Here is a 24,095-nt window from a genome sequence, read left to right on the forward strand (position 1 = left end):
AGGCATCAGAAATAGGGGTGCGAGCTAGGTTCCCGGCAAGCACAAGCCGCTAGCCTCTCAAACCGGGGCGGCGGTGATCGGAAGGGAGAAATACGATGATCCGCCATGTGGTCATGATCAAGTTCAAGCAGGATGCCCCGCAGGAGAAGATCGACACGTTCCTCACGGAAGTGAAGAAGCTGTCGCATCTCAACCGCGAAGTGCGCGACTACAGCCACGGCCTTTGCGTCAAGACGCGCTATCACTCGGGCGATTTCGATTTCGCCAACTGCTGCGACATCGACAGCTACGAGGCGATGGACCGCTACATGTCGCACTGGTCGCACCTGCGCATGACGCCGTATCTGCCCGACATCCTGGAGAACATGATCTCGTTCGACTGGGAAATCGACTATCGCGGCCCGGAATTCGACGAGAAGCTGGCCGCCGAGGAAGCCGAGCGCGAATCCGCGCGCGTGCTGCCGATCCATGCCGATCCCGCCAAGGCCTATGTCCCCGAAGTGCGCGGCCAGACCCGCGAACGGGCCCGCGAGATGTGCGAAACGGTCGGCCTGATCCTGTCCGATGACGAGGAGGAGATCATCGGCTCGGTCTGGGCGCCCAACCGCATCATGTTCGTGACGCCGGACGCCGGGACCGAAGTGGCGAAGGGCAGCGAAGTGAAGATCGGCATCACCGGCAACTGGCTCACCGGCCCGGCCGTGCCCGCCGGCGACGGCCCCGCCTGGTAAGGCCCACGCATCGCATCGGCCTGTCCGGCATCGTGCCGGGCAGGCCCAGTGCTTAAGGGTAGGCTAGTGCTTGGTGACCGACTATCGAGGGTCGGTGCGCCGGGCTGTTGCCTGCTTCAAATTCTGCGCATCGCGCCAAGGAAACCATGCCATGATCATCCTCGCCGGACATCTCAAGACCAGCCCTGAACACGTCGAGGAACTGGCGGCCGCGCTGCAGTCGCTCGTCGCCGATACGCTGCTGGAAGACGGCTGCCTCGACTACAACTTCGCCATTCAGGACCGCGCGGCCGGTGCTATCCTCGTTTACGAACGCTGGCGCGACCAGGATGCGCTCAATACCCATCTCGCGCTCCCCGCAATCGGCGCGGTGCTGGGTGGCTGGGCCGATCGCATCGAGATCGCCGTCCGTAAGTTCGATGCGGCGAACGAGCGCGGCTTTACCGAATAAGGTTCCGTCTCCCGACCCGACCGACGTGACCGGCGCGGAAAATGCCCGCCCGGTCCGTCTGCAAGGGGGACAGTCCGTTCAAGCGCCGCTATGGCGCTCCGGCTCGATGGATCGAGCGTCTGGAGTGGCAAGGTGGCGCCGGCCGAACCTTTGAAGCAAGAGCGTGCAGTAGTGCCGATGGTGCGCCGGATCGTCCAGCGTGCAGGCACCGTGCTGCGCCGTGTTGCAGGGCCGGCCATATCTGTGGCGGTGCTCGTGGCGGCCGTGACCGCCTTGCGGCACGTCGATTTCGCCCAGGCCCGCGCGCTGGTGCCGCATGGCATCGGCTTCTGGATCGTCTTCGTGGCCGGTTACCTGGCCTTGCCCGTCGCGGACTGGGTGATCTTTCGCAGACTGTTCGACTTGCGGCTGTCCGGGTTGCTGCCGCTGCTGCGCAAGCTCGTCGCCAACGAACTGCTGCTGGGCTATTCGGGCGAAGTCTATTTCTACGGCTGGGTTCGCGCCAACGTGCCGGCAACTGCGGCTCCGTTCGGGGCGATCAAGGATGTCAGCATCCTGTCCGCGCTGGTGGGGAACGTCGCTACGCTGCTGGTGCTTTGCGCCGGCCTGCCGTTCGCCAACCGGGTAGGGATCGACCGGCTGGGAGCGGGCACCACGGCCGCTTCGGCCGCTGTGCTGCTGGTGGTGACGCTCGTATCGCTCTGGCTGGGAGGGCGTATCTTCAGCCTGCCCACGCGGGATCTGCGCTTTGTCGCGGCCGCGCATCTGGTCCGCTTCACCGCGGCCAGCGCATTGACGGCAATCCTGTGGCATCTGTGCCTGCCGGCCGTACCTGTATCGGTATGGATCGTCCTGTCCGGCCTGCGCCTGCTGCTGGCGCGTCTGCCGTTCGTTTCCAACGCCGACCTCGTCTTTGCGGGATGTGCCGCCGTTGTCCTGGGCCGGAACGTGCCTATCACCGGTGTTATTGCGATGCTGGCCACGATCACGGTCATTGCGCACGTTGCTGTCGGTCTTGCGCTGATCGCATCGATGGCGATCGACCATGCGCGCAAGGCGGCTGCACAACGCAGCGTCAGGTAATCTCCCGGAGGCCGTAGGCTTCCAGCCTGTCCCGCAGCGGCAGGGTGCGCAGGACTGCCGCCTCGGCGATGCGGGCGGCGGCGATCGTATCGCCCTCCAGATGACCCGCGCCGGGATGGCACATCACGAGATGGCCCCGGCCCGCCGCCGTGAAGAAGCGCGGGAGCAGATCCGCGTAGTCAGCCCGGAAATCGTAATGGCCGGCGAAGCTGTCATTTGATGAGAGGCCCGCGCGCGCCAGTCGGTCCTTCATGCCCAGAGCGTGGAGGCTGGATCCGAACGCCTTGCCCGCGAAAGGGCGCCGCATCATGGAGCCTGGACGGTCCGCCGGGTTGCGTACCCAGGCGCGCGGCGCATGAACCTGCGTTGCTGCGATCACCAGCCTCCGCAACTGCGGATGGACGTGGACGTGCTGGTGGGCATCGACGAAATCGGGCCGGCGCCCGGTCATGTGGCGGAATGCGGTGAACTGGGCATCGATCTCGCGCGCAAGTTCACGCGGATCGAGCCGGCCGAGATAGGCAAGGACCATCATCTGGTCCGCCGACGGCAGGCGGCCGTCCGGGCCCCTGATTGCCATGTCGGTGAGCGGACGTTCGCCCGACAATACCAGGTGCAGCCCCATCTGGACGCCCGCGCGGGCCCCCATCAGCGGCGCCAGCAGGGCGGCATCGTCGATCCAGCCGGGTAGCGCGGCCATGCAGCTGATCGCGTTGATGCAGCCCGCCAGCGCCAGTTCGGCGATGGTTTCGCTGATTGGCCGCGATAGCGCGAAATCATCCGCGCAGAGGGTGTAGCTGTGCAATTTCGCTTGAACCTCGCGAATGGGCCGGATCGCGGCGCAGGCGGTCGCTGCTGAGCGCGCGCTCGCGCAGGCGGGGCGCCAGGTGATGATGGAAGAAATCGAGCCGGTTATGCGACCTGGTCGCGTGATAGCGCAGGCGCTCGGCGAGATTCCACCCCACCGTGCTCGCCGTGCGCGGCCGGCTGATCGGCGCGCACTCGAACCGGGGGTGATAGGCGATACGCCCATGGCGCTCGATCCGGGCCATCACCTCGTGGTCCTCCAGCACCCAGTTCCACACCGCGGGATCGAAACCGCCCGCCTGTTCCAGCGCCGTCCGGCGAAAGACCTGACCGGCGCCGCCATTCAGGCATTGCTGCGGCAGCAGGCGCGCCAGCACGGAGAGCCTCATGCCAGCCATGCGCCGTGCCAGCGTGGAGGCACCCGGAGCGGCCGTGGCTGCCACGGCGGCGGCGACGCCCGGCTGGTCGAGGAGGAGTTCTGCGCGCGCGAGATAGTCGTGCGGGTAGATCGTATCTGCATCGCACGTCGCCACGAGATCGGTCCTGGCATGCGTCAGGCCAAGATTGAGCGCCGCTACCTTGCCGGGCTGCATCTCGCTTGCCAGCGTGACCATCATGCCTGCACGCCGCGCGAGGTCGAGAGCTTCGGCGGGGCCTCCGTCGGAGGAATTGTTGTCGACCAGCACCAGGTGGAACGGAACTGTTTGCAACGCGAGGCTGCGCACGCTGAGCGGCAGGAATTCCCGCTCGTTATGGAACGGTAGCACCACCGTCCAACGGGGAAGCGCGGCCGGTCGCAGCGATTCGATTTTCGCCGTCGGCCACGGGATGATGGTGCCTGCCGTCTCATTGGGCATTTTTCCGGTCATTGCATTCACGTTCCAGTCCCCCATCCCTGCAGCGCCCGCACCACGATCTCCTGCGCGTCCCGGCCAGCGGCCACCGTTCCCGAAAAGTCCGTGACGGGCCCGCCGCGTATCGGGAATGGGTGGCAGGGCACGGCGCCGAGCAGGTTTCCGGCCCGATCACGCGCCTCGACGAAGCAGCGCCCCGGCGGGCTGGACGGATTGCGGCTCACGCGGCCCGACAGCCAAAGTCGGCCCGAACGCCGCGCGGCGTGCGCCCACTCGATGCGAAACGCGGCAAGGTCGGAGGAATCGACGATGACCTGCGGCGGGGGCACCGAACCGGGTGGGAGCCTGCCGGCCGCGTGCGCCATTGCAGGGATCGCCAGCAAGCCAAGCACGACGAGCAGGGCGGGCTGCGTCTTCACTGGGGCGCTCCCCCGCGCAGCGATACGCCGCCGCCCAGTGCGGTGAACAGGCCGACAGTATCGGACAGGCGCATGGTGCGCGCGGCGAAGAATTGGCTGCGCGCTGCCTGGGCCATCGCGCCGGCGTTGAGTACGTCGAACGTGCCGGCGCTGCCCAGTTCCAGCTTGCGCTTCGTGAAGCCCAAGCTGTCCTGCGCGGCCTTGTCGGCGCGGGCGGCGGCATCGAGCGTTGCAGCGTCCGAAGTCAGCGCGCCGAGCGCGTTGGACACATCGGCGAAGGCTTGCAGCGCGACGGCCCGATAGCCAGCCTTCGCGCCGTCCAGCGCGGCTTCCGCTGCCTTCTGCTGGTGGCGCAGGGCGCCGCCGTGGAACAGCGGCGCTGCAAGGCCGCCGATCAGCGTCCAGAACGGATTGCCATCGCGAAACATCTGCCCGAAATCCCGTGCCGCTCCGCCGGCTGCGGCGCTGAGGGTGATCGAGGGCAGCCGCGCTGCCATGGCAGCCTTGGCATCGGCGGCGGCACCTTCCATCGCTTCGGCCGCGGCCGCGATGTCAGGGCGCTGCACAAGCAGATCCGATGAAAGCGACAGCGGCAGTTCGCCGGGCAAGGTAAGATCGTCGAGCGAGGGCAGGGCGGGCAGCGCCGATCCCGGCGCCTGACCCAGCAGCACGTCGAGCGAGGCGAGATTGGCCAGCCGCGCCCGCTCGATAGGGGGAAGCGCGGCTTCTGCTGCGGCGAGGGCAGCTTCTTGCGCCGCGACGTCCGATTTGCCGGCCGCGCCGAGGGCTTCACGGGCCTTCAGCAGGCGCAGGATCGTCCGGTTGCTGTCGATGGCGGCGCGGGTCGTGGCGGCCTGGGCCTCCAGCCCCGCGTTCTGGATCACCGCCAGCACCACGTTGCCGCTGACGATGTTGCGCACGCCCTGAAGACGCGCCGCGGTGGCGCGCTCCGCTGCGCGGGCAGAGCGGATGTGCGCGGCATTCCCGCCAAACAGGTCGAGCGAATAGGCGATGCTGACTTGCGCCGTGTGCAGCGAGAATACCGCCGGGAGGGGATCGACCAGCGGCGACGACAGCGTGCCGGACACGCGCTGGCGCTCCACCGAGTATCCGGCATCGACTTGAGGAAACAGAACGCCGCGCGCCGCGCCGGCCAGTTCGTGCGCCTGCCGCAGATTCGCGGTCGCGGCGGAGATGTCGGCATTCGCTGCCAGCGCCTTGTCGACCAGTGCATCCAGCGTGGGGTTGGCGAAGGCGTGCCACCATGCGGGCTGGACCGCTGCGCCCGGATGGACGCTTTGCGGCTCGGCATATGCGGTGCCACCCAGCGGCCCCCCGATCACGGCGGTGCCGGCGGGGGTGGGCGGCAGCGGCACGCCCACCCTGACGGGGGAGGCCAGCGCCGGGAAGGGAAGCGCCGCGAGCAGCAGCGCGGTGGTGGCTCGCCGGATCATGCGGGTTCTCCCTCAATCGCGTGGCTCTGGGCCGCGGCGTCGGGCTTGCGCGGGCGCAGACGGCTGGAGAAGCGGTTGATGAGCAGCGGCAGCACGAGCAGGATCAGGATCGGGGCGACGGTCATCCCGCCGACCACGACCAGCGCCAGCGGCTTTTGCACCTGGCTGCCGATCCCGCTGGAAAGCGCCGCTGGCAGCAGGCCGATGGCGGCGACAAGGCAGGTCATCACCACCGGACGCAGCGAGTTGGTGGTCGCGGTGCGCAGTGCGGAGACGGGATCGGCGCCTTCGTCCATCGCCTGGTTGAAATTGGTGACGACCAGAATCCCGTCCATCACCGAAATGCCGAACAGCGCGACAAAGCCGATCGCCGCAGAGATCGAGAAGGCCGTGCCGGTCAGCAGCAGGCCCAGCACGCCACCCACGATCGCCATGGGGATCACGCTGAATGCCAGCAGCGTGTCACGCATGTTGCCGAAGTTGGCATAGAGCAGGCCCAGCATCAGCAGCAGGCTGATCGGCACCACGATTTCGAGGCGCGCCACCGCGTTCTGCAGGTTGGCCAGCTCGCCTGCCCATTCCAGCGTGTAGCCCGGCGGCAGCGTGACGTGCTGCGCGATGTTGCGCTGCGCCTCTGCCACCGCGCTGCCAAGGTCACGATCACGAACCGAGAACTTGATCGGGATGTAGCGCGACTGGTGCTCGCGGTAGATGAACGAGGCGCCGGACGTCAGCCGGATATCGGCCAGTTCCGAAAGCGGCACCTGGATGGTCGAGCCATCGGGTGCGGTTGCGCCCACGGTGATGCGGCGGACGGCTTCCAGGCTGTCGCGCTGGTCGGACTTCAGCCGCACCATGATCGGGAAGTGGCGGTCGGTGTGCGGCTCGTAGAGATCGCCCGGCGATGCACCGCCGATGGCGGCCTGCACCGTCTGGTTCACGTCGTCGACCGACAGGCCGTAGCGTGCGGCCTTCAACCGGTCCACGTCGATGCGGACGGTGGGCTGGCCCAGCGACTGGAAGATGCCCAGATCGGTGATGCCGCGCACCTTGGCCATCTGGTCGCGGATCTGTCCGGCCAGCGTTTCCAGCGTGGCAAGGTCAGGCCCGAACAGCTTGACCGAATTCGCGCCCTTCACACCGGAGGCGGCTTCCTCGACGTTGTCCTCGATGATTTGGGAGAACGAGAAGTCGACGCCCGGATACTTGTCCTGCAACTTCTTCGACATTTCGGCGACGAGCTTTTCCTTCGTCATGCCCGAAGGCCAATCGTCGAAAGGCTTGAGCGGGACGAAGTATTCGACGTTGAAGAAGCCGGTGGCGTCGGTGCCGTCGTCCGGCCGGCCGTGCGCGGACAGCACCGAGGTCACTTCGGGATATTGCATGATGTCGCGCCGGATGGCGCGTGCCGCTGGCTCGCCCGCCTCCAGCGAGATCGAGGCGGGAAGCGAGGCGCGAATGTACATGTTGCCCTCCTCCAGATGAGGGAGGAACTCCACGCCAAGCGAGCGGATGCCGATAATGGAGCCTGCTACCAGCAGGATGCCGCCGCCGATGGCCACGATCTGATTGCGATAGGCGAAGGCGGCGGCCGGCTCGTAAAGGTTGCGCATCCGCGCGACGACCCAGGTCTCCACCTCGCTCAGCTTGTCGGGCAGCAGCATCGCGGAAAGCACCGGCGCGACCGTGAATGTCGCGATCAGTCCGCCGATGATGGCATAGGCATAGGTCTTGGCCATCGGGCCGAAGATGTGCCCTTCCACGCCGGTCAGCGTGAACAGCGGCAGGAAGCTGGCAATGATGATCGCTGCGGCGAAGAAGATGCCGCGGCTCACCTCGCTCGACGCGGCGAGCACGGCGGACAGCCGGTTGGCGAACGTGTAGTGGGCGCCGTCATGCGTTTCGACATGGTGCGAGCGTTCCGACATATGGCGGAAGATGTTCTCGACCATGATGACGGTGGCATCGACCACCAGTCCGAAATCGAGCGCGCCCACGGACAGCAGATTGGCGGATTCCCCCTGCAAGGTAAGGATCAACACCGCGAAGGCGAGCGCGAAGGGAATGGTGGCCGCCACGATCAACGCGCTGCGCAGGTTGCCCAGGAAAGCCCATTGCAGGAAGAAGATCAGCAGCACGCCCGCGACGAGGTTTTCCATGACGGTGTGCGTGGTCACACCGATCAGGTCCGAACGGTCGTAGATGCGTTCAAGGCTGACGCCCGGCGGCAGCACGCCGCTGGAATTGATCTTGTCGATCTCTGCCTTCACCGCCTGGATCGTTGGCATCGACTGCGCGCCGCGGCGCATCAGTACGATGCCTTCCACAACGTCGTCGTCCTTGTTCAGGCCGGCGATGCCGTTGCGCGGCATGTTGCCGATCTTGACCTCGGCCACGTCGCGCAGCAGCACGGGTACGGCGGCGTCGCGGCTGACGAGCGTGTTCTGGATCTGGTCGACCGACTGGATCAGGCCGACGCCGCGCACGATCGCGCTTTGCGCACCGAAATTGATCGTCTGGCCGCCGACATTGGCATTGGCGTGGGCCAGCGCGGAAATGACCTGGCCGACGGTGGCATGGTGCGCGGCCAGCTTGTCCCGGTCGACCACAATGTCATAGCTGCGCAGTTTGCCGCCCCAGCCGGTCACGTCGATCACGCCCGGAATGGCGCGGAACCGGCGCTGCAGAACCCAGTCCTGCAAGGTCTTGAGATCTTCCACCGAGTAGCCGGCAGGCGCCTTGATGCGATAGCGATAGATTTCGCCGACCGGGCTGGTGGGTGAAATCGTGGGGATCGCTCCGCCCGGCAGCTGGGGAAGTTGCGCCAGCCGGTTGATGACCTGCTGCTGGGCCTGATCGTAATTGAAGTCGTAGGTGAACTGGATCTTCACGTCAGACAGCCCGAACAGACTGATCGCACGGATCGCCGTCATGTGCGGCAGGCCGGACATCTGCACTTCGATGGGCACGGTCACGCCGCGCTCCATTTCCTCTGCGGAAAGGCCGCTGCCCTGCGTGACGATTTCGACCATCGGCGGAACCGGGTCGGGATAGGCCTCGATATTCAGGTTGTAGAAGGCGATGCCGCCCGCCACGACCATGGCGATGAAGAAGCCGAGAATGGTAAGCCGCTGGCGCAGCGCGAGCCGGACGAGGGAAACCATCAGTTCGCCCCGGCCTCGTTCACGAACAGCGCGCCCGAGCTGACGATCCGCTCGCCCGCGCGCAGGCCGGACAGGATCGTGATCCGTCCGTCGTGGCTTTCTCCTGCGGAGACGTTGCGGGCGACCACCCGGCCCTTGCCGAGATAGACCCACACGCGGGCCGCATCGCCTTCATGGATCACCGCTTCGGCCGGGGCGGAGACCAGCGGCTGGCCCTGTGGACGCGCCGCGCCTTGTGTCACCGCGTTGCGGATCACGAAGCTGGCGAACATCTGCGGCTTCAGCGCGCCGTCGGGATTGGCGATCGTCGCGCGCACGACCAGCCGGTGCGTCGCGGGATCGATCTGCGCGGCGATGTTGTCGACCACGGCATCGAAGGTGCGACCCGGAAAGGCGGTGGTGGTGACGGAAAGATGATCGCCCAGATGGACCCGAGATGCATCGGATTCTGCCACTTGCGCGACGAGCCAGACCTTCGAGAGATCGGCGATGACGAACGCCTGCTGTCCGCTGCCGCCGGTCACGTACTGGCCATCGGCCACAGAGCGGGTGACGACCACGCCGCCGATCGGCGCACGCAAGTTGGTTTCGGCATGAATGCCGGCAATATTGCCCGCTCCGGCAAGGCGGGTGATTTCGGCGGGTGTCTTGCCGAACACGACCAGCTTGTCCTGCGCCGAGCCCACCGCAGAATCCGCCACTCGCATCGCCGCCTCGGCGTTGGCGAGGTCGGTGCGCGCCTGTTGCAGATCCTTGAGCGCGCCGCCTGCGGTGCGATAGACCTGATCGGCGCGTGCGGCGTTCTCTCTGGCCAGCCGCAACTGCGACGTCGCGCTGGCCCGCTGTGCCTCCGCGGAAAACAGCGCGTTGCGGGCATCGACGATATCGCCGGTTCGGATGCGCAGCAGCGGATCGCCCTGCCGCACGTGGTCTCCGTTCTGCACAAAGACTTTAAGCACCTGACCCGAATATGGCAGGAACACGGGCGCGCTGCGCGTTTCGTCCACCGCGATCTGGCCGCTTGCCCCGGTCCGCTCGGCGCCATCGTCAAGCCGTGCGGTTTCGATCGTCAGGCTCGCCAATTGCTGCTGCGTCAGCTGGATCTCGCCGGCAGGGAGCGCGGGCGGCGGCGCTTCGTCATGATGCTGCCACGCCCTTACGGCGAGTACGAGAACTGCCGCGATGGCGACGGCGCCTGCGGCACAGGCAAGGATCTTCAACTGCTGGTGACGGCTCAACGCTGGAACGGCGCGTTCGAAATTCATCTGGCGATCTTTGCTTGCGGCGCGCACCGGGGCGCGTCGGAGAAAACGGCTTCGCCGACGCGCTCCGGGGCGCAGCACAGCGACCACGCTGCACTTGCAAACCGCGCCTGACTGCCGCCTAGCCAGCAGATTAATTTGAGTTAATTGAAGGCCACTGGCCTGATGTGGGATGCGCCCACGAACGACCGCGCCAAACCGCTGGGATCAGCGGTTCGGGCCGATTGCGCGAATTAGGGAGGCGGTGCATGACCGCATATGCCCCATGGGCGCCAACTCGGCGCGGGGCTGTCCGCATGGCAAGGCACACGGAAAAGCAGGGACCAGCGGGTCCCCGCTCATTCAATCGGCGGATGCGGCGCCCGGTGTGCCCGGGCGCCGCGTTCCATCAGCCGTTGATCTTGTCCTTCACCGCCTTGGCGGGGGCAAAGGTCAGCTTGCGCGATGCGGCGATCTGGATGGTCGCGCCGGTCGAAGGGTTGCGGCCTTCGCGAGCGGGGCTTTCCTTGATCTTGAACTTGCCGAAGGCGTTCAGCGAAACTTCGTCGCCCTTTGCGGCAGCGTCGGCGATCGCGGCGAAAACGGCGTCGACCAGCTTGCGCGCGTCAGCCTTGGTGAGGCCTTCGCTGGCGGCAACGGCTTCGGCGAGTTCGGTGGTATTCATTGCAGGCGGTACTCCGTCAAATGGGCCAACCGGGTAGCTTGGCTTGAGGCAGGCGTCCAGTGCGGTTGTCGCGCATATCCGTCCGCAAAACCGTATTTCCGCCCGGCTGGCCGTCGTTGTGGTGCACTTCTGCCGCGTGAGGGGTGCTTTCGCCGGCTTATCCCAGCAGCGGCGCCCGGCGGTACGTGGCGATGTCCTCGATTTCGACGATGGGCGACGTGGTCCGATCCCAGGCTTCGTGGGCGCGCTTCCACACGCCGAACAGGCCCATGATATGCGGCGGGTCGCCGTGGATCTCGGTGAACGCGCCATTGAGCGCACGGGTGTCGAAGTAGGCGGCGTTGACTTCGTCGGCGTAGAGCTCTGTCGCGAGTTCATAACCCATGTCCAGCCACCGCTGACGTTCCGCCGCGAAGTCCGACACTAGGTAGGCAATGTGGTGGAAGCCTTCCTCGCCATCCGCGAACATGTCGCGATAGATCGACGGCTGGTCGTCATGCTGTTCGATGAACTGGATCATGGTGTCGCCCAGATAGCCGAACGCATAGGACACGTCGGCTTCGGTGCTGGTTCCGCGATACCGGAATTCGTCGGCCTTGTGGTGCCGCGCCATGAAAAACGGACCGGCACCGAACGCATCGGCCCAGCGGCGCGCAGCCTCGTCGATGCTGCGCACGAAATAGGCTTGCTGGAACAGCGGGTATGTCGTGGTCATGGCGGCGTGGTCCTCTCAGCGGCGCGTCGGTCACGCGCTCGTTAGCGGACCATCTGGCCTGTCATGAAAGACGCGTTCCACTCATCATTAGGGCAGGCGCCATTCGCTGGGGGAGTGGCTCGCGCGGCGCTGGCGCCAGATTTGGTGATCGCCAGACGCATCGGGCTGGTTTCCCCGACGCATCTGGCCATTGGTCCGTCATGCGGCGAACAGCCGCGGAGGTGCACCCGGCGATCGGTTCGAAAGCCCGCCCGTAAGCCGTGCCGGGCTGGCTTCGGGCGTGTTCAGGTCGAAGCCGGAGTTGAGCGCCCAGGCCACGGCCTGCGTGCGATTGTGCAGGTGCAGCTTGCGCAGGATCGCCTTCACGTGGACTTTCACGGTGGCTTCGCTGATGCCAAGGTTCTGGGCGATAACTTTGTTCGGCTCGCCCCGGCACATCCTGCGGAACGTTTCGACCTCACGCTCGGACAGGGACTGGGTCAGCTTGGACTCGCGAGCGGTCTGGCGGGGGCTCGCATTGATCCTCCCGGGCAGGAATTGCGCCAGCGCGCTGGGCATCACTTTTTCGCCCATCGCCACCAGTTTCAGCGATTCCATCAGCGGTTGGCAGGCGATTTCCTTGACGATGAAGCCGCAGGCCCCTGTTTCAAAGGCGTGCATCATGCGGTCAAAGTCGAAGTCATCGGCCAGTATGATCGTGCGCGCCGCAGGATATTCGGCGCGAAAATGCTCCATGTCGATGTCAATGTCGTCACCGTTCCCAGTGTCGAAGATGATGATGTGCGGTGACGCTACATCCTTAGGCCAGTCGGCAAAGGATTGATAACTGTCATGCGACGCCAGAACTCTGAAGTTCTGTTCTTCGAGTATCCGTCGCAATCCCTCGCGGGCTAGGTTGTTATGTCCGACGATGAATACCGAGATTTCGGCTGCAAAAGCAGTCATGTGCGTGGCCCCTTGCAAAACAATCGCGGCCCGTCTTTTCTGGGTAATTGGCACTCGCAATCCCAGATGTTTATTATTAACAACCCATTAGCTCACCTGCTCGCCAAAATGTCTAGTCCAATCAGCCATCCCCAACCGGGACGGCTCTTTTGGGTGATGGCTGTCAAAAAATTGCCACATATATTCAGGGCCTTGCGAACGGCGGGTGTGGTGCGCGCAATGGGGGTTCGTCCAAAATGAAGATGGTTCCACCCCCTCCGAGGCCCATTTCGGGGGATCGGACTCTCGAAATCGCCTGTCGAAGCGCCCCCGAGTCGGTTTCGGTGCCCGGAGTCGCCCTGTCAGATCAGCAGGATGTCGTGTGAGTCGATCGTCGGATGATTTGCCAGCACGGCGATCTCGACCTGTGCCCCGCCGCCCATCTGGGCGACCTGCGTGGGGGTGAATGCCACCCCGTCGTCGTTGTAGAGGTCGATTACCTTCACGTCGAATGGCGCCAAGGCGACCTCTGACGGGACGATGCCCTGGAGGACATACATTCCGGTGCGTGCCATAACTATCCTCGTTTCCGATATGATGATTGCAGCGCGCCATGTGCGGCGCTGCGGTGAAATGGGCGTTCGGCCTCTGTCCGTCGCGCCAGCTGAACCGGCCATCGTGTGCCGCGACGGATGCCGCGGATCGTGGCCCTGCGGCTCATCTCTGGCGATTCTGGGGGCAATACTTCGCCCGGCGCGGTGAGGGGTGGCTGGAAAGGCCGGTCGATTGATCGCTCGCATGCTGTCCGCACGGGGCGCCGACCCCGGCTACTGCGATCAGGTCGCGGAAATCCGAGGTTGGCGCGAATGTGGTACCGCGAGCTACGCTCACCCTCGCCATCGGTTTTTAAATGCAGTCCGCTGAAAAATTGTGACCAGGGCCGCGAGGTGAGCGTTGCGCCAGATTTCCGATCAATGAAATTGATTTCTAACAATAAACCAGAAGTAAATTCATAAAATGGTTTCGAAAATATCTTGGGTTTATTTGTATTAATATTTGTTAATATGGCGTTAATCTTATTTCTTGGCCTAAGGTTAGGCAATTTCCGCCAAAAGTAATTAATAGAACGACGGATTTGCCGCTTTTTGTCTATAAAACAACAAGGTAGTGCAGCATGGCCAGGACAAGCATGTATGCGTTGCAAGGGATCGTACCTTCGGAAGTCGCCGTAGCCCCCTTCGACGTCAAAATCATCGACATCTACGATGACAACGGGGTGGCATTCACCCCCACGCAGGTCGCCCAGATGGGTGGCGGACCAGGCAGCGCGCTGCTGCTGGGGTACTTCAGTGTCGGCGAAGCCGAGACCTATCGCGACTATTTCAACTCCATTCCCAAGACCGCATTGGGCCCGGAAAACACGCAGTGGGCGGGCAACTACCAGGTTGCCTACTGGACGGCGGAATGGCGCAGCGTGGCCACCGCCTACATCGACCGGCTGATCGCCGCCGGCTATGATGGCGTCTGCCTCGACGTGGTCGATGAATACCAGCAGGCTTGGGCGCAGGCCAACGCGCCGGGCGGTGCGGCTGGCGCCGAAAAGGCGATGGTCGATCTTGTCGCCTATCTGGCGGACTATGCCCATACCAAGGCACCGGGGTTCCGCATCTGGGCGAACAACGCCGAGGAACTTCTGACCAATACTACCTATTTCAGCCATATCGACGGCGTGAACAAGGAAAACCTCTACTACACCGATACCGGCGCCCAGCAGTCGCTGGCATCGACGCAGTGGAGCCTCGATCTGTTGCATCTGCTTACCGCCGCCGGCAAGGACGTGGTCAGCATCGAATATGTCTCTTCGGCTGCTGCTGTTGCCGATGTGGAAGCCAAGGCCGCGCATGATGGCATCGGTTATTACACAACCGATATCAATCTCAGCGGCATCAGCTACACCGGTGTGTTGCCCGGCCAGATTATCCACCCCGACTGGAGCGGCCTGACCACGACCAGCACCACGACGACCGGAACGACGTCTACAACCACGACTACGACGACCAGCACGGCGACGGCCAGCACCGCATCCGCCGATCTCGTCCTGAATGGTGACGGCGCGGCGAATACGCTTGTGGGCAAGGAAGGCAACGACAAGCTGTTCGGATTCGCCGGCAACGACGTCCTGAAGGGCAATGGTGGCAACGACTGGTTGGAAGGCGGCTCGGGGAACGATCGCCTGGTGGGCGGTGCGGGCTCGGATTCGTTCGTGTTCTCCGCAACCGGCAACGCCAATTTCGACAAGATCTTGGATTTCCAGCCGGGGATCGACCATGTCCTGTTGAAGGCGACTACCTTCACGCACGCGGGCCCGGCGGGGGTTCTCGCCGATGCTGCGTTCTGGGAAGGTTCCCGGGCGCACGATGCCACCGACCGGATCATTTACAATTCGGGCACTGGCGGCGTCTTCTACGATCCGGACGGCACCGGCGCGGCGGCGCAGGTCAAGATCGCCTCGGTCGTCGCGGGCACAGCTCTCACTCATTTCGATTTCATCGTCATCTGACGGGAGCGATTTCGATCGGACGGACGGGGGGCAGGTCCGGCGCAGATGCGCCGGGCGTGTCCCCTGCCTCGTTTCCGGCAACGCTTTCCGCGCTGCCGGTATAGATCCGCCGGTATTGCGCGACGATACCGGACCAATCGTAATCCGCGTGAACGCGGTCCTGCATCGCCTGACCCATTTCCGCCCGCAGCGCCGGATCGCGCAACAGGCGCAGCAGCGCAGTCGATGTCGCCTCGGGATCGACCAGCGCCGTGATGATGCCGCCATGGCGCGCGCCGGGGCTGGTGCCCTCGATCAATTCGCGGCAACTGCCCACGTCCGGGGCGACGGACGGAATGCCGCAGGCGCCGGCTTCCAGGATCACCAGCGGCTGAGCTTCGGAAAGGCTGGTCAGAACCAGGATGTCGATCTGCGGCATCCAGTCGACCACGTTGACGCGGCCCGGGAATGCGATCACGTCCTCCATCCCGAGTTCGGCGACAAGTGCATCGCAGTCTGCCGCGTAGTCTGCATCCTCGTCCTTTGGGCCGAGCACGGCGAAGCGGGCCTGGGGGAACGCCGCGTGCACCAGCGCGGCGGCGCGGATGAAGGTCTTGATATCCTTGATCGGAACGACCCGCCCGATCAGCGCGATCAGCGGCTTCGCCTCGTCGCGGTTGGAAACGACATCGGCGAACCGCTCGGGCCGAATGCCGTTGGGGATCACCCGCAGACGGTCTCGCTGCGCGCCCAGCCGGGCCTGCACCTCGCTGTTCGCACCATAGAGCGCGATGATCGGACTGCACGCATCGTAGCAACCATGAGCATAGCTTTCGAACGCGGCGGACCACAGGTCGCGCAGGTCGTGGTGTTCGCGCGCCAGCACCAGACCCGTCTCGGTCTGGTCGCCCATCCACTCCGCCATCATGATCTCGATCTGGCGTTCCAACAGGTAGATGCCGTGCTCGGTCAGGAATGCCGGGCGGCCCGTTTCGTAGGTCGCTCGCGCTGCCAGCAATCCGGCAAATCCGGTGGAAAGCGTGTGATAGATCCGCGCGCGGGGCAGGGGGGCCAGCAGCACAGCGAGCAGCCCGCCGAGCAGGATCCGCGTTGCCCAGAAGAAGTGATGGAACGAAGCCGAAGGGAAGGCCTTGCGGTAATGTCCCGACAGGATCGCGAACATTTCGGGGCTGGACATGATGTCGCCCACGCGCGGCGTCGGACGCAGGGCCCCAAGCTCGGCGTTGAGCGAGCGCAGCAGGTCGGGCGCGCCCGTTTCGAGGAATTGGTGCAACAGGCGCCCGATCCGGTCGGCGATGCGCGGCGCCACCGCGGCCGGTCGGCGCGGGGCGAACGAAAGCGGCACTTCCACGATCTCGATCACGTTGGGCGGCGGCGTCACGTGCCACGGCTGCGTATGTTCGTCGGCCTTGATCGCCAGGACCGAGAAGGTGATGTCCGGCAGGCTGGTGATCAGTTCCTGCAACCAGCTGGCGACCCCTCCGGTAACATAGGGATAGGCTCCTTCCACGATCACGCATACGTCGCTTTCGCGCGCCGGTTCGGTCATGCGGCCACCGCTGCGGGGGCCAGTCGCACGATGCGGGGCTGCGCGGCACTGTGCTGCAGCTTTTCCCCGTTCAGCTGCGACAGCGCATCGGCGGCAGCATCGCAGCGTTTGCCGCGCAGGCGCGGATCGCGCAGCACCGCCGTCAGCCGCGATCGCGCCTTGTTGCGCAGCATCGACCGCTGCGATTGCGACAGCAGCACGTTGTTGCAGCCGTGCTCGAACAGCAGCATCGCGAAATCGTATTGATCGTGGATGTCCGGTGTCGGCTCGGCCTCGGCACGGGCGATCCGATCGCTGAGGTTGGCGCTGATCTGCGCCGACGTCGCCGCCGCCAGTGCACGCACCGTTTGGTCAGGGTCGGCGAGGGCCATCGCGACCAGCGGGGTCAGCCGGGGCTCGAATGAGCGAACCACCGTCTGTAGCGCCCGGCACCTGCTGTCCAGCGGGCCATGCTTCAGGATCGAGGCGAGCGATTCCACCTTGTCGTGACGGGGAAAGCTGATGCGTTCGTCCAGCAACCGGGCGATCGTCAGTTCCGTGGAAGGCGTCTTCCTGCGATCTGCGCCAGTATTGCCACGCGCGCCGATATCGGTCCGGTCGGCGCGCGACCGGGGCCGCGACCATGGGCGGATCAGCAGCAGGGCAAGAATGGCGGGCGGGCCGAGAACGGCGCCAAGCGGCAGCGCCAATCCGTTCCAGCCCCGCGGTTCCGACCGTCGGCGCAGCGAGGCGAGCGCGGCCAGCGTCAACGCGGTGTGCAGCACGCCCAGCCAGCGCGAAGCTGCCGCGCCGCCTTCAAACCAGGCCAGCGCCACAACCATGTCCGCCAGCGCCAGGCCCGCCAGTGCGATCATGCGGCGTTCTCCCGCGTCATCAGCCACGGCCGCATGGGCAGCGGCAGCGGTTCGACGCGTTGTTGCAGTTGCACTCCAAGCCTGGCCAGGGACTGGGCAACGTGCTGCAATTCGGCCAGCATCGCCTGGCTGGCGACCGCCTTGCCCACGCTTTCGTCCACGCTCATGCTTTCAAGCGCCAGAACCCCGCAGAGCACCGGGTCGCCATCGGCATAGACCGGCAGGATCAGTTCGCCGCAGTCCAGCCGGATTGCCTGACCGTCGCTCGCCGGCCCCCCCTTGCCAAAGCGTTCGATCAGGTCTCCCCATGAAAGGTCGCTGCGCGCGGTGCTGCCGCGAAACAGCGGCATCAGTTGCTGGTCGCGCACCGTGTAGAACGTGAAGGCCTCGTTTCCGGCGGCCAGCGCGATCAGCCGCTCGATGCCGGCGACCTGCTTTGCCGGCCCCGCTTCGACCAGATGGATCGCGGCGGCCACGGCATCGCCCACCGTCCGCTCCTCGGTCACGATGCGAACCTGAAGCCGGCGGTTGGTCTGCGCCAGATCGCTGATCGTCTCGGCCAGCTTGTGCTGATCGCGTTGCAGCTTGTTGCGATGCCGCGCCAGCTTGCGGATCGTGGTCAGCCGGTTCGAGGTGATTTCGCCGATCAGCAGCGCTGCGATCACCCACAGCATCGGCAGGATCGACAGCGACAGCATCCGTTGGAGATGATCGCCAGCCGCACCGTGGGCAGGGGCGGTGACCCAGATAGCCGTGGCGACGATCGCTGCCGATAATCCGGCGCCGCTGCCATAGCACGTCGCCATTAGCAGCACCGGCAGCCAATAGGGATTGGGCTCGACCCCGGCATAGGCATGGCCGGCGAAAAAGGTATGGTCGATGCCCAGCAGGATGCTGAACACCACTGCCATTTCGGCGAGCAGCCGCACTTTCGGCGGCGATCCGGGGAGCGATGGTGCCGGAGTGGACGGGGGCTGGAGCGTTTCGTCAGGCGGGGGCGCGCGGCTGGTAAGCTGGACGGGCGCGGTCCGCGAAAAGAGCGACTTGAGCTGCATTATCTGGCCCCCAACGCGCGAGAAATCGAAACGCGGACGAAATACTGCCGTCCGGAGATCGCCGGCCGCGAGATCGAACTGACCCCACCGCTGGCCTCCAGCCGCCAGGCATCGCCCAGATTGGCCAGCGCCCCGACGCTGGCGGTCGGACCGCTGCCGCCGTAACGATCCTTCGTCCAACCCGCGGCGGCAGTGATCTGCGCGGACTTGATCGGCTTGCTCATGATGACCTGAAGCGTGTGGTTTTCTCGGTTGGACAGCGGAATGAACGGAATCCCGTTGGCCCGGCTCCGGGTCCAGTCCACGTACTCGGCGTCGAGCCTGTAGCTGAACTGGACCGACAGCGGACGCCGCAGCACGAGGTAATCCAGACCGCCCAGGACTTGCGTGGTTCGTGTCCGTACCCCGCCGCCCGGCAGGCCGTAGCCGGCGATGCCCGCGTCTGCCTGCGCCGTGAGTTCGGGTGTGATGCGGATGGTGCCGCCCACGCCGATGCGGCTCAGGTGTCCGCCGAACACGGCCTGCTCCGCAGTGGAGAAATCGGGCAGACGATAGGCGCCGTAGATCCGGGCCTGCCGTTCTGGCGACCCGATCACGAAGCGTGCCCCGATGCCGGCAAGGTCCTTGTCGAGCATGGCCGATCCCTGGAGCGAGATGCGGATGCCCGCGTCGGTGAGGAGGTTGGCCGTAAGGTCGGCGATGGTAAGCCTGCCGCGGGCGCGGGGCAGGTAGCCGCTGGCGCTCGCAACGCCCTCAACGGTGGTGCGGATATGCCGCACACCGCCGCCCACCATCAGCCCTGAAGCGAGCGGTACGCTCGCTTCCACGCCGGATTCCCATTGGGAAAAGGTCTTGCCGTCGCGGTAGATCGTGGCCGCTGCAGCGCGTCCGCCGGATTCCCCGATGATGCGCCGTGCCATGGGATCGTCTGCCGCCAGCGAGAGATACCGTGCGGCGGCATCCGCCGTGCGGCCCTCGGCGGCCTCGGCATCGGCCAGCGCGCGCTGGACCTGCTTGTTGTCAGGGTAGGCCTGCGCCAGGTCTTCCAGTCGGCGGCGCGCTTCGCCCGGATAACCGGCGGCGGCATCCGCCTGCGCTCGCGCCAAGGCGAGTTCGATGCCGGAATCGTCGCCGGCCGGCGTGGTGGCATTGGCGGCCGTGTCTTCTTCCACGAAGCGCACCACAACGGACCGCTCGCCCGGCGTTGCAACGATGCGATTTCCGGCATTGGGGCGCATCACGAGGCTATCGTCGTTCCAGCGCAGATCGGCCAGAAAAGGGCGCGTAATGGCCGCAAAGCGCTTGACCTCGGCATCGTCCAGCGGCCGGTCGAACCGCAGTACAAGTTCGTATACGCCTTGCTCCATCGAGAGCTGGACGGCGCCGGGCCAGTCGAGACGCGCCTCGCGCGAGACTGGCGTGGCAGAAGTTTCGTCCGGCAGCGGGGCTCTGCCGCCGGCCGGAGCCTCGTCCAGGCCCGGTGCCGAGACGCCCGCCAGCGCCATGAAAAGGCCGAAGAATGCGCCGCTCATGGCTTCAGTACCTTGCGCGCCCGCCCGGGATCGCCCGCTGCGATCAGCAGGCGCCCGTTCATGGCTTCGAGCTTCCGGTTGCCAGGCGCGGACTGGCGCAGCGACTGCACAAGCGCCAGCGCTTCGTTCGTGCGGCCGAGTTGCTCGAGGAGCTCGGCGCGCTCGGGCGTGGCGGGCGGCGTTGCTGCAAGCGCCTGTTCCAGCCAGCCGCGGGCGGCCTTGTCGCCCAGCCGCTTCTTCTCGATCGCCGCCATCAGGCGCAGCGCCGCGGGATCGGCCGGAGCGCTGGCGAGATAGACCTTCAGCTGGTCGCGTGCGGCGTTGGCATCGCCCCGGTTCCAGCCGTCCCAGGCAAGATCGAGACGGTCCTTGGGCAGCGCCGCACCGGCCCTGACCCGTGCCTGCGTCAGCGCCAGCACGGTCGGGGCGTCCAGTCGAGGCGGACTGGCCGCCGTCATGGCCAGAGCTTGTGGGGCCGAAAGGGGGCGCCCGTCTAGCAGATGGCCCAGCGCGCGCGATGCTGCTGCTTTGTCGCGAGCATCGGTCGCAAGACGCAGGCGTTGCAGCAGCATGGCCGTGCTATCCGCATCGGGCCGAGTTTCGAGGAAGGCGAGGGCTATGGCTGGCCGTTCCCGCTCGGCGTAGATCTTCAGCCAGGCGGGGCTTGCACCGGCTTTGGCGCGCAGCCAGCCGAGGCCGTCGGCATCGGGCCGCGGCCCCATCAGGAACAGCAAGCGGGTGGCGATGGGATCGTCCGGCGCGCAGTTGGCGCAGCCTGCCCGTAGCAGCGCTACGGCGTCGGGCCGGAACCCGGATTCCAGCAATTGCTGCGCGGCGACGGGCAGGGCCTTGGTGTCCGACCGCCCCTGTTCCAGCAGAATCGCGCGGATCGCCTGCTTGTCGCCCGATGCCATGATGATCGAGCGCTTTGCCTCCGCCGCGCCGTTCGGCAGTAGCGCAGCATAGCGCAGTGCACCCGCCGTATCGCCCGCGCGCTGCGCCAGCGACATCGCGGCCCAGGGATCGTCGTCGCGCCACGCGGGCGTTCCCGCGCGGTCGATCCGGGCGATCATGTCGATCCGTCCCGATGCGACCGCCTGCCGTGCCAGATCGAGCGACTGCGCCCGGCTGAGCGGCGGGATGGCCCGATGCTCGGCGGCCGTCAGGATCGCGTCGGGCACGCCTGCGGCATAGGCGCCGGCGACAAGGTCCGGCGCGGCAACCGACCCCGGCGCAGTTGCTGCTGCCCGCACCATGGATTGCGCGAATGCGAGGTCGCCCGTCTGCCGGTGCAGTTCCAGCCGCAGCCGCCAGTTCTCTGCGGAGCTGCGTTCCGGCCGGCTTTCGAGGAAGGCGCGCGCCACGTCGGGGCGGCCGCTGGCAAGAATGTCATAGGTGACCTGCGCCGTCGGTACCGGCTCGTGCTCGGCCAGGCGGTCGGCGATGGCCGATAGCGTGCCCGCATTGCCGGTTTTGGCCGAGTAGGCCAGCAACTGACGCAGTTCGGTCGTCTGGAGCGGCGCTCCTTGGGCGAACAGGGTGGACAGCACATCTGGCGTCCGCGCCGGCGCGGTATTCGCGGGCGGGGGGGCGAGTTGCGGCTTGGCCGCAGGCGGCTTTGCGCGTTGCAGCGCGGCCGCGATATCCGATGCGTTCGGCATCAGCGCGGTTGTCGCCGCCACCAGCGATCCTGCAGCGACCATCACGGCAAGAATGGTCTGGCGACCCGTGGCGAAATGCAGCGCCGTCATGATACAGGCTCCGGCTGGATGCGGTCGAGCGCGAGCGTCGCCACATAAGGGTGAAAGCCCGCGCCGCGTTCGCGCTGGTAGAGTTCGGTGATGGTGGCCCGGTCCGCCGGGTCCCAGTAATCGAGCACCGTCAGCCTGACGGCGGGATTGGCTTCGCGCGCCGCGCGCAGCCGGTCCGCCTGCCACGCCCAGTCTGAAGCCGAGGTCCGCTCGTAGCGCTTGTCCGCGAAGTTCCAGCGCGAGGACATCGCTTCGCCCAGGATGATATCTACGTACGGGGCGGCTTGCGGCAGCAGGGCATAGCCGCGGTTCATCATGATCGTGATCTTGGGGAAACGCTCGCGCAGCAATTGCACCAGTTCCACCGCGGCCGCCACCATTCCGGTGCAGTGAACAGGGTCCTTGCGCTCCAGCGCTTCGGCATTGTCCAGTGTGTCGAGGAAGATCCCGTCGTATCCTTTGGCAAGGATGGCAGGCACGAGTTCATCCACCACCAATGCGCTCCAGACCGGCTTGCGCAAGTCGATCATGCGCGCGTCCGGCCAGTTCGGATTGGGGGCGGTCAGTGCGCCGCCTTTGCGCAGGCGGTCGGTGAAGGGACGGTTCTGCTCGACTTCACCCAGGCTGATATAGCCGAGCAGGGAGGCGCCCGGCGCGCGCAGCGGCGCGATCGGTCGGGGATGGTCGGGCTCCAGCACCAGAAGGTCGAACTGGCGCGCAAGCGCGGGATCGGTGGTCTGGCCGTAATCCACCGCCCAGCGCCAGGCCGGGCCGGCAAAGGCGAGGCGGGGCTGCGCGATGGCGCTGACGGCGGCTGCAAGGCCGGCCAGCGCGCGGCGCCTGTCGAGCGTGAACATCTTCATGCCAGATACCTCGCTTCGCCGACGACCGAGGGATTGTTCCCGACGAACAGCAGGTAGATGATGCGGGACGATGCGTTTCCGACAAGCGCGAGGCCCATGATGGCCGCCGCCAGTGCGCCCGTCATGTAGCCCCAGCCATAGCCCGCGAACCCGAGGTGCCATGTCAGCAGTGTCGCCGCGATGCTTGCCGCGAAGAATGTGGCCCAGACCGCAACGATGCGGCCGAACAGGTCGTAATAGGAGAGTACCACCGCGGCGTAGATTGTGGCGACATGAAAGATCACGCCGATCACTGTGAAGCGGAAGGCGAAGATGCCGCGCGCATCGAAGCCCAGCACCCGGAAGATTTCCGGTGCCAGCACCCAGCAGATCGTGGAGATCACGAACTGCGTCACGATCAGCAGGCGCAGGTTGCGCAGGATCGTGGCGACCACTTCCTGCTGCGCTTCCTCGATCCGGCTCAGCTTCGATGTGCCCGTGCAGCATTCCACCAGCCGCATGAAGGCCCGCTCCAGACGTGTTTCGGAAAGGAACAGCATCAGCGAAAGCCCGGGGATCAGCGTCAGCAGGCCGGCGAAGCTCGCCTGGTCGTAGATCGGGTTGACCCGCAACTGCCCGACCGGCGCGATGCTGTCGGGTGCGAACCACAGCAGCCACTTGTCGATCCACAGCGCGAGTGCGTTCATCAGCCCCGCAAGGCCGACGTGAAGCGCGGGCATGGCCTTTTCCCGGATCGCCACATGGCCGCGCGGCGGGGCTGGAAATTCGGCCCGGAACGCGCCGAGCATCAGGCAGGCGGTCACCGCCATGCCGGCCGCCACGGTCGCCAGGATCGCGGTGGCATCATCGACGCGCAGGACCAGGATGATGGCAGAGGCGGCAGCGATACCGGCGACATAGCTGAACAGGATCGGCCAGGGCCGCTTCATCGCTGTCAGGAACGGGCCTGCCACCGAAATCTGCGTCAGCAGTGTCAGGATGGCTACTGCCAGCAGAGCCATGTCCGCCGGGAAAGAGCACAGGATACCGAACAGGATCTGCCCCGCGATCAGCGCCGGAACGGTCGCCGCGGACAGGGTCAGGATCAGGATTCCCGGTATCGCATCGCGGTCCGCATCGAACATCCTGTCGGAAGCGATCCTCACGCCGATCAGCGCGAACGGCGATGCGATCACCACCGACGCGCTGAAGGCGTAGACCATGATGGTCTGGATGGCGCCGGCACCGACGGACAGGTGCCCGCCGATCCACCCCTGCAGCAGCAGGACGGCGCAGATCGTCAGCACCCATGGTCCGGAGCTGACGATCGCTCCGTTCAGCGAGGCGCTGACGAAACCGCCGACGCCGCCATCCCGGGCCATCCGTTCAAGTTGGAAACCGATGCCGGCCACGTTGCGATGTCC

At 65.8% G+C, this 24,095-nt stretch carries 22 protein-coding genes; 5 read left to right on the forward strand and 17 right to left on the reverse strand.

Going from position 1 to position 24,095, the window contains the following annotated elements:
* The first annotated feature begins 95 nt into the window (after positions 1-95).
* From OLX02_RS03505 to OLX02_RS03515, 3 genes are all read left to right on the forward strand, one after another.
* Positions 96-731 carry a Dabb family protein gene (locus tag OLX02_RS03505; RefSeq protein ID WP_264420245.1) on the forward strand — a complete coding sequence of 212 codons (636 nt, stop codon included), beginning with the start codon at positions 96-98 and terminating at the stop codon, positions 729-731.
* A gap of 151 nt (positions 732-882) precedes the next feature.
* Positions 883-1,182, forward strand: coding sequence for a putative quinol monooxygenase (locus OLX02_RS03510; RefSeq protein ID WP_264420247.1), 300 nt, complete (start codon positions 883-885; stop codon positions 1,180-1,182).
* Between the two features lie 171 nt (positions 1,183-1,353).
* Positions 1,354-2,265 (forward strand): hypothetical protein, encoded by a 912-nt coding sequence (locus tag OLX02_RS03515; protein ID WP_264420248.1) that lies wholly within the window; start codon positions 1,354-1,356, stop codon positions 2,263-2,265.
* Here the strand turns inward: OLX02_RS03515 and OLX02_RS03520 are convergent.
* Genes OLX02_RS03520 through OLX02_RS03545 form a run of 6 tightly spaced genes read right to left on the reverse strand, consistent with a single transcriptional unit; the run spans position 2,258 to position 10,045 of the window.
* Positions 2,258-3,070, reverse strand: coding sequence for a ChbG/HpnK family deacetylase (locus tag OLX02_RS03520; protein ID WP_264420250.1), 813 nt, complete (start codon positions 3,068-3,070; stop codon positions 2,258-2,260). The two genes, OLX02_RS03515 and OLX02_RS03520, sit on opposite strands and share 8 nt — an antisense overlap.
* Positions 3,042-3,941, reverse strand: a complete 900-nt coding sequence (locus OLX02_RS03525; protein WP_264420251.1) for a glycosyltransferase — start codon at positions 3,939-3,941, stop codon at positions 3,042-3,044. Before OLX02_RS03525 ends, OLX02_RS03520 begins: the two co-directional genes overlap by 29 nt.
* A 5-nt stretch (positions 3,942-3,946) precedes the next feature.
* Positions 3,947-4,345: a hypothetical protein gene (locus tag OLX02_RS03530; protein ID WP_264420252.1), complete on the reverse strand. Its 399-nt coding sequence runs from the start codon at positions 4,343-4,345 to the stop codon at positions 3,947-3,949.
* A complete protein-coding gene (locus OLX02_RS03535) occupies positions 4,342-5,799 on the reverse strand; it encodes an efflux transporter outer membrane subunit (RefSeq protein ID WP_264420254.1) in 1,458 nt (485 codons plus the stop codon). Before OLX02_RS03535 ends, OLX02_RS03530 begins: the two co-directional genes overlap by 4 nt.
* Positions 5,796-8,963: an efflux RND transporter permease subunit gene (locus OLX02_RS03540; protein WP_264420256.1), complete on the reverse strand. Its 3,168-nt coding sequence runs from the start codon at positions 8,961-8,963 to the stop codon at positions 5,796-5,798. Before OLX02_RS03540 ends, OLX02_RS03535 begins: the two co-directional genes overlap by 4 nt.
* Positions 8,963-10,045 carry an efflux RND transporter periplasmic adaptor subunit gene (locus OLX02_RS03545; protein WP_264420258.1) on the reverse strand — a complete coding sequence of 361 codons (1,083 nt, stop codon included), beginning with the start codon at positions 10,043-10,045 and terminating at the stop codon, positions 8,963-8,965. Before OLX02_RS03545 ends, OLX02_RS03540 begins: the two co-directional genes overlap by 1 nt.
* Between OLX02_RS03545 and OLX02_RS03550 the strand changes: the two genes are divergently transcribed.
* Positions 10,046-10,339 carry a hypothetical protein gene (locus OLX02_RS03550; protein WP_264420259.1) on the forward strand — a complete coding sequence of 98 codons (294 nt, stop codon included), beginning with the start codon at positions 10,046-10,048 and terminating at the stop codon, positions 10,337-10,339.
* A gap of 274 nt (positions 10,340-10,613) precedes the next feature.
* Here OLX02_RS03550 and OLX02_RS03555 read toward each other — a convergent pair whose 3' ends face one another.
* The 4 genes from OLX02_RS03555 to OLX02_RS03570 form a co-directional block, all read right to left on the reverse strand.
* On the reverse strand, positions 10,614-10,889 hold the full coding sequence (locus tag OLX02_RS03555) for an HU family DNA-binding protein (protein WP_264420262.1): 276 nt from the start codon (positions 10,887-10,889) through the stop codon (positions 10,614-10,616).
* A 157-nt stretch (positions 10,890-11,046) separates the two neighbouring features.
* Positions 11,047-11,604 (reverse strand): VOC family protein, encoded by a 558-nt coding sequence (locus tag OLX02_RS03560; RefSeq protein WP_264420264.1) that lies wholly within the window; start codon positions 11,602-11,604, stop codon positions 11,047-11,049.
* A 198-nt stretch (positions 11,605-11,802) separates the two neighbouring features.
* Positions 11,803-12,549 (reverse strand): LuxR C-terminal-related transcriptional regulator, encoded by a 747-nt coding sequence (locus OLX02_RS03565; protein WP_264420265.1) that lies wholly within the window; start codon positions 12,547-12,549, stop codon positions 11,803-11,805.
* A 341-nt stretch (positions 12,550-12,890) separates the two neighbouring features.
* Positions 12,891-13,103 carry a hypothetical protein gene (locus OLX02_RS03570; protein ID WP_264420267.1) on the reverse strand — a complete coding sequence of 71 codons (213 nt, stop codon included), beginning with the start codon at positions 13,101-13,103 and terminating at the stop codon, positions 12,891-12,893.
* Positions 13,104-13,702: 599 nt separating this feature from the next.
* On the opposite strand from OLX02_RS03570, the gene OLX02_RS20160 reads away from it, so the two are divergent.
* Positions 13,703-15,088, forward strand: a complete 1,386-nt coding sequence (locus OLX02_RS20160) for an endo alpha-1,4 polygalactosaminidase (RefSeq protein ID WP_319641228.1) — start codon at positions 13,703-13,705, stop codon at positions 15,086-15,088.
* Here OLX02_RS20160 and pelF read toward each other — a convergent pair.
* Genes pelF through pelG form a run of 7 tightly spaced genes read right to left on the reverse strand, consistent with a single transcriptional unit; the run spans position 15,081 to position 24,083 of the window.
* Positions 15,081-16,637, reverse strand: coding sequence for a GT4 family glycosyltransferase PelF (gene pelF, locus OLX02_RS03585; protein ID WP_264420269.1), 1,557 nt, complete (start codon positions 16,635-16,637; stop codon positions 15,081-15,083). The two genes, OLX02_RS20160 and pelF, sit on opposite strands and share 8 nt — an antisense overlap.
* Positions 16,634-17,491 carry a hypothetical protein gene (locus OLX02_RS03590; protein WP_264420271.1) on the reverse strand — a complete coding sequence of 286 codons (858 nt, stop codon included), beginning with the start codon at positions 17,489-17,491 and terminating at the stop codon, positions 16,634-16,636. The genes pelF and OLX02_RS03590 overlap by 4 nt, the downstream gene beginning before the upstream one ends.
* Positions 17,488-18,546: a hypothetical protein gene (locus OLX02_RS03595; RefSeq protein ID WP_264420273.1), complete on the reverse strand. Its 1,059-nt coding sequence runs from the start codon at positions 18,544-18,546 to the stop codon at positions 17,488-17,490. The genes OLX02_RS03590 and OLX02_RS03595 overlap by 4 nt, the downstream gene beginning before the upstream one ends.
* Positions 18,546-20,078 carry a tetratricopeptide repeat protein gene (locus OLX02_RS03600; protein WP_264420275.1) on the reverse strand — a complete coding sequence of 511 codons (1,533 nt, stop codon included), beginning with the start codon at positions 20,076-20,078 and terminating at the stop codon, positions 18,546-18,548. The genes OLX02_RS03595 and OLX02_RS03600 overlap by 1 nt, the downstream gene beginning before the upstream one ends.
* Positions 20,075-21,829 carry a tetratricopeptide repeat protein gene (locus OLX02_RS03605; protein WP_264420277.1) on the reverse strand — a complete coding sequence of 585 codons (1,755 nt, stop codon included), beginning with the start codon at positions 21,827-21,829 and terminating at the stop codon, positions 20,075-20,077. Before OLX02_RS03605 ends, OLX02_RS03600 begins: the two co-directional genes overlap by 4 nt.
* Positions 21,826-22,692 carry an endo alpha-1,4 polygalactosaminidase gene (locus tag OLX02_RS03610; RefSeq protein ID WP_264420279.1) on the reverse strand — a complete coding sequence of 289 codons (867 nt, stop codon included), beginning with the start codon at positions 22,690-22,692 and terminating at the stop codon, positions 21,826-21,828. Before OLX02_RS03610 ends, OLX02_RS03605 begins: the two co-directional genes overlap by 4 nt.
* Complete coding sequence (gene pelG, locus OLX02_RS03615) at positions 22,689-24,083, reverse strand: exopolysaccharide Pel transporter PelG (protein ID WP_264420280.1); 1,395 nt, start codon at positions 24,081-24,083, stop codon at positions 22,689-22,691. The genes OLX02_RS03610 and pelG overlap by 4 nt, the downstream gene beginning before the upstream one ends.
* Between the last annotated feature and the right edge of the window lie 12 nt (positions 24,084-24,095).

The sequence above is a fragment of the Novosphingobium sp. KCTC 2891 genome (genome assembly GCF_025938155.1).
GTDB lineage: Bacteria > Pseudomonadota > Alphaproteobacteria > Sphingomonadales > Sphingomonadaceae > Novosphingobium.

Excerpts from the sequence above, each read along its gene's own strand:
- OLX02_RS03505 (WP_264420245.1), top strand. The coding sequence starts at position 96 with ATGATCCGCCATGTGGTCATGATCAAGTTCAAGCAGGATGCCCCGCAG.
- OLX02_RS03510 (WP_264420247.1), top strand. The coding sequence starts at position 883 with ATGATCATCCTCGCCGGACATCTCAAGACCAGCCCTGAACACGTCGAG.
- OLX02_RS03525 (WP_264420251.1), bottom strand. The coding sequence starts at position 3,941 with ATGACCGGAAAAATGCCCAATGAGACGGCAGGCACCATCATCCCGTGG.
- OLX02_RS03535 (WP_264420254.1), bottom strand. The coding sequence starts at position 5,799 with ATGATCCGGCGAGCCACCACCGCGCTGCTGCTCGCGGCGCTTCCCTTC.
- OLX02_RS03540 (WP_264420256.1), bottom strand. The coding sequence starts at position 8,963 with ATGGTTTCCCTCGTCCGGCTCGCGCTGCGCCAGCGGCTTACCATTCTC.
- OLX02_RS03555 (WP_264420262.1), bottom strand. The coding sequence starts at position 10,889 with ATGAATACCACCGAACTCGCCGAAGCCGTTGCCGCCAGCGAAGGCCTC.
- OLX02_RS03560 (WP_264420264.1), bottom strand. The coding sequence starts at position 11,604 with ATGACCACGACATACCCGCTGTTCCAGCAAGCCTATTTCGTGCGCAGC.
- OLX02_RS03565 (WP_264420265.1), bottom strand. The coding sequence starts at position 12,549 with ATGACTGCTTTTGCAGCCGAAATCTCGGTATTCATCGTCGGACATAAC.
- OLX02_RS03570 (WP_264420267.1), bottom strand. The coding sequence starts at position 13,103 with ATGGCACGCACCGGAATGTATGTCCTCCAGGGCATCGTCCCGTCAGAG.
- OLX02_RS20160 (WP_319641228.1), top strand. The coding sequence starts at position 13,703 with ATGGCCAGGACAAGCATGTATGCGTTGCAAGGGATCGTACCTTCGGAA.
- pelF (WP_264420269.1), bottom strand. The coding sequence starts at position 16,637 with ATGACCGAACCGGCGCGCGAAAGCGACGTATGCGTGATCGTGGAAGGA.
- OLX02_RS03590 (WP_264420271.1), bottom strand. The coding sequence starts at position 17,491 with ATGATCGCACTGGCGGGCCTGGCGCTGGCGGACATGGTTGTGGCGCTG.
- OLX02_RS03595 (WP_264420273.1), bottom strand. The coding sequence starts at position 18,546 with ATGCAGCTCAAGTCGCTCTTTTCGCGGACCGCGCCCGTCCAGCTTACC.
- OLX02_RS03600 (WP_264420275.1), bottom strand. The coding sequence starts at position 20,078 with ATGAGCGGCGCATTCTTCGGCCTTTTCATGGCGCTGGCGGGCGTCTCG.
- OLX02_RS03605 (WP_264420277.1), bottom strand. The coding sequence starts at position 21,829 with ATGACGGCGCTGCATTTCGCCACGGGTCGCCAGACCATTCTTGCCGTG.
- OLX02_RS03610 (WP_264420279.1), bottom strand. The coding sequence starts at position 22,692 with ATGAAGATGTTCACGCTCGACAGGCGCCGCGCGCTGGCCGGCCTTGCA.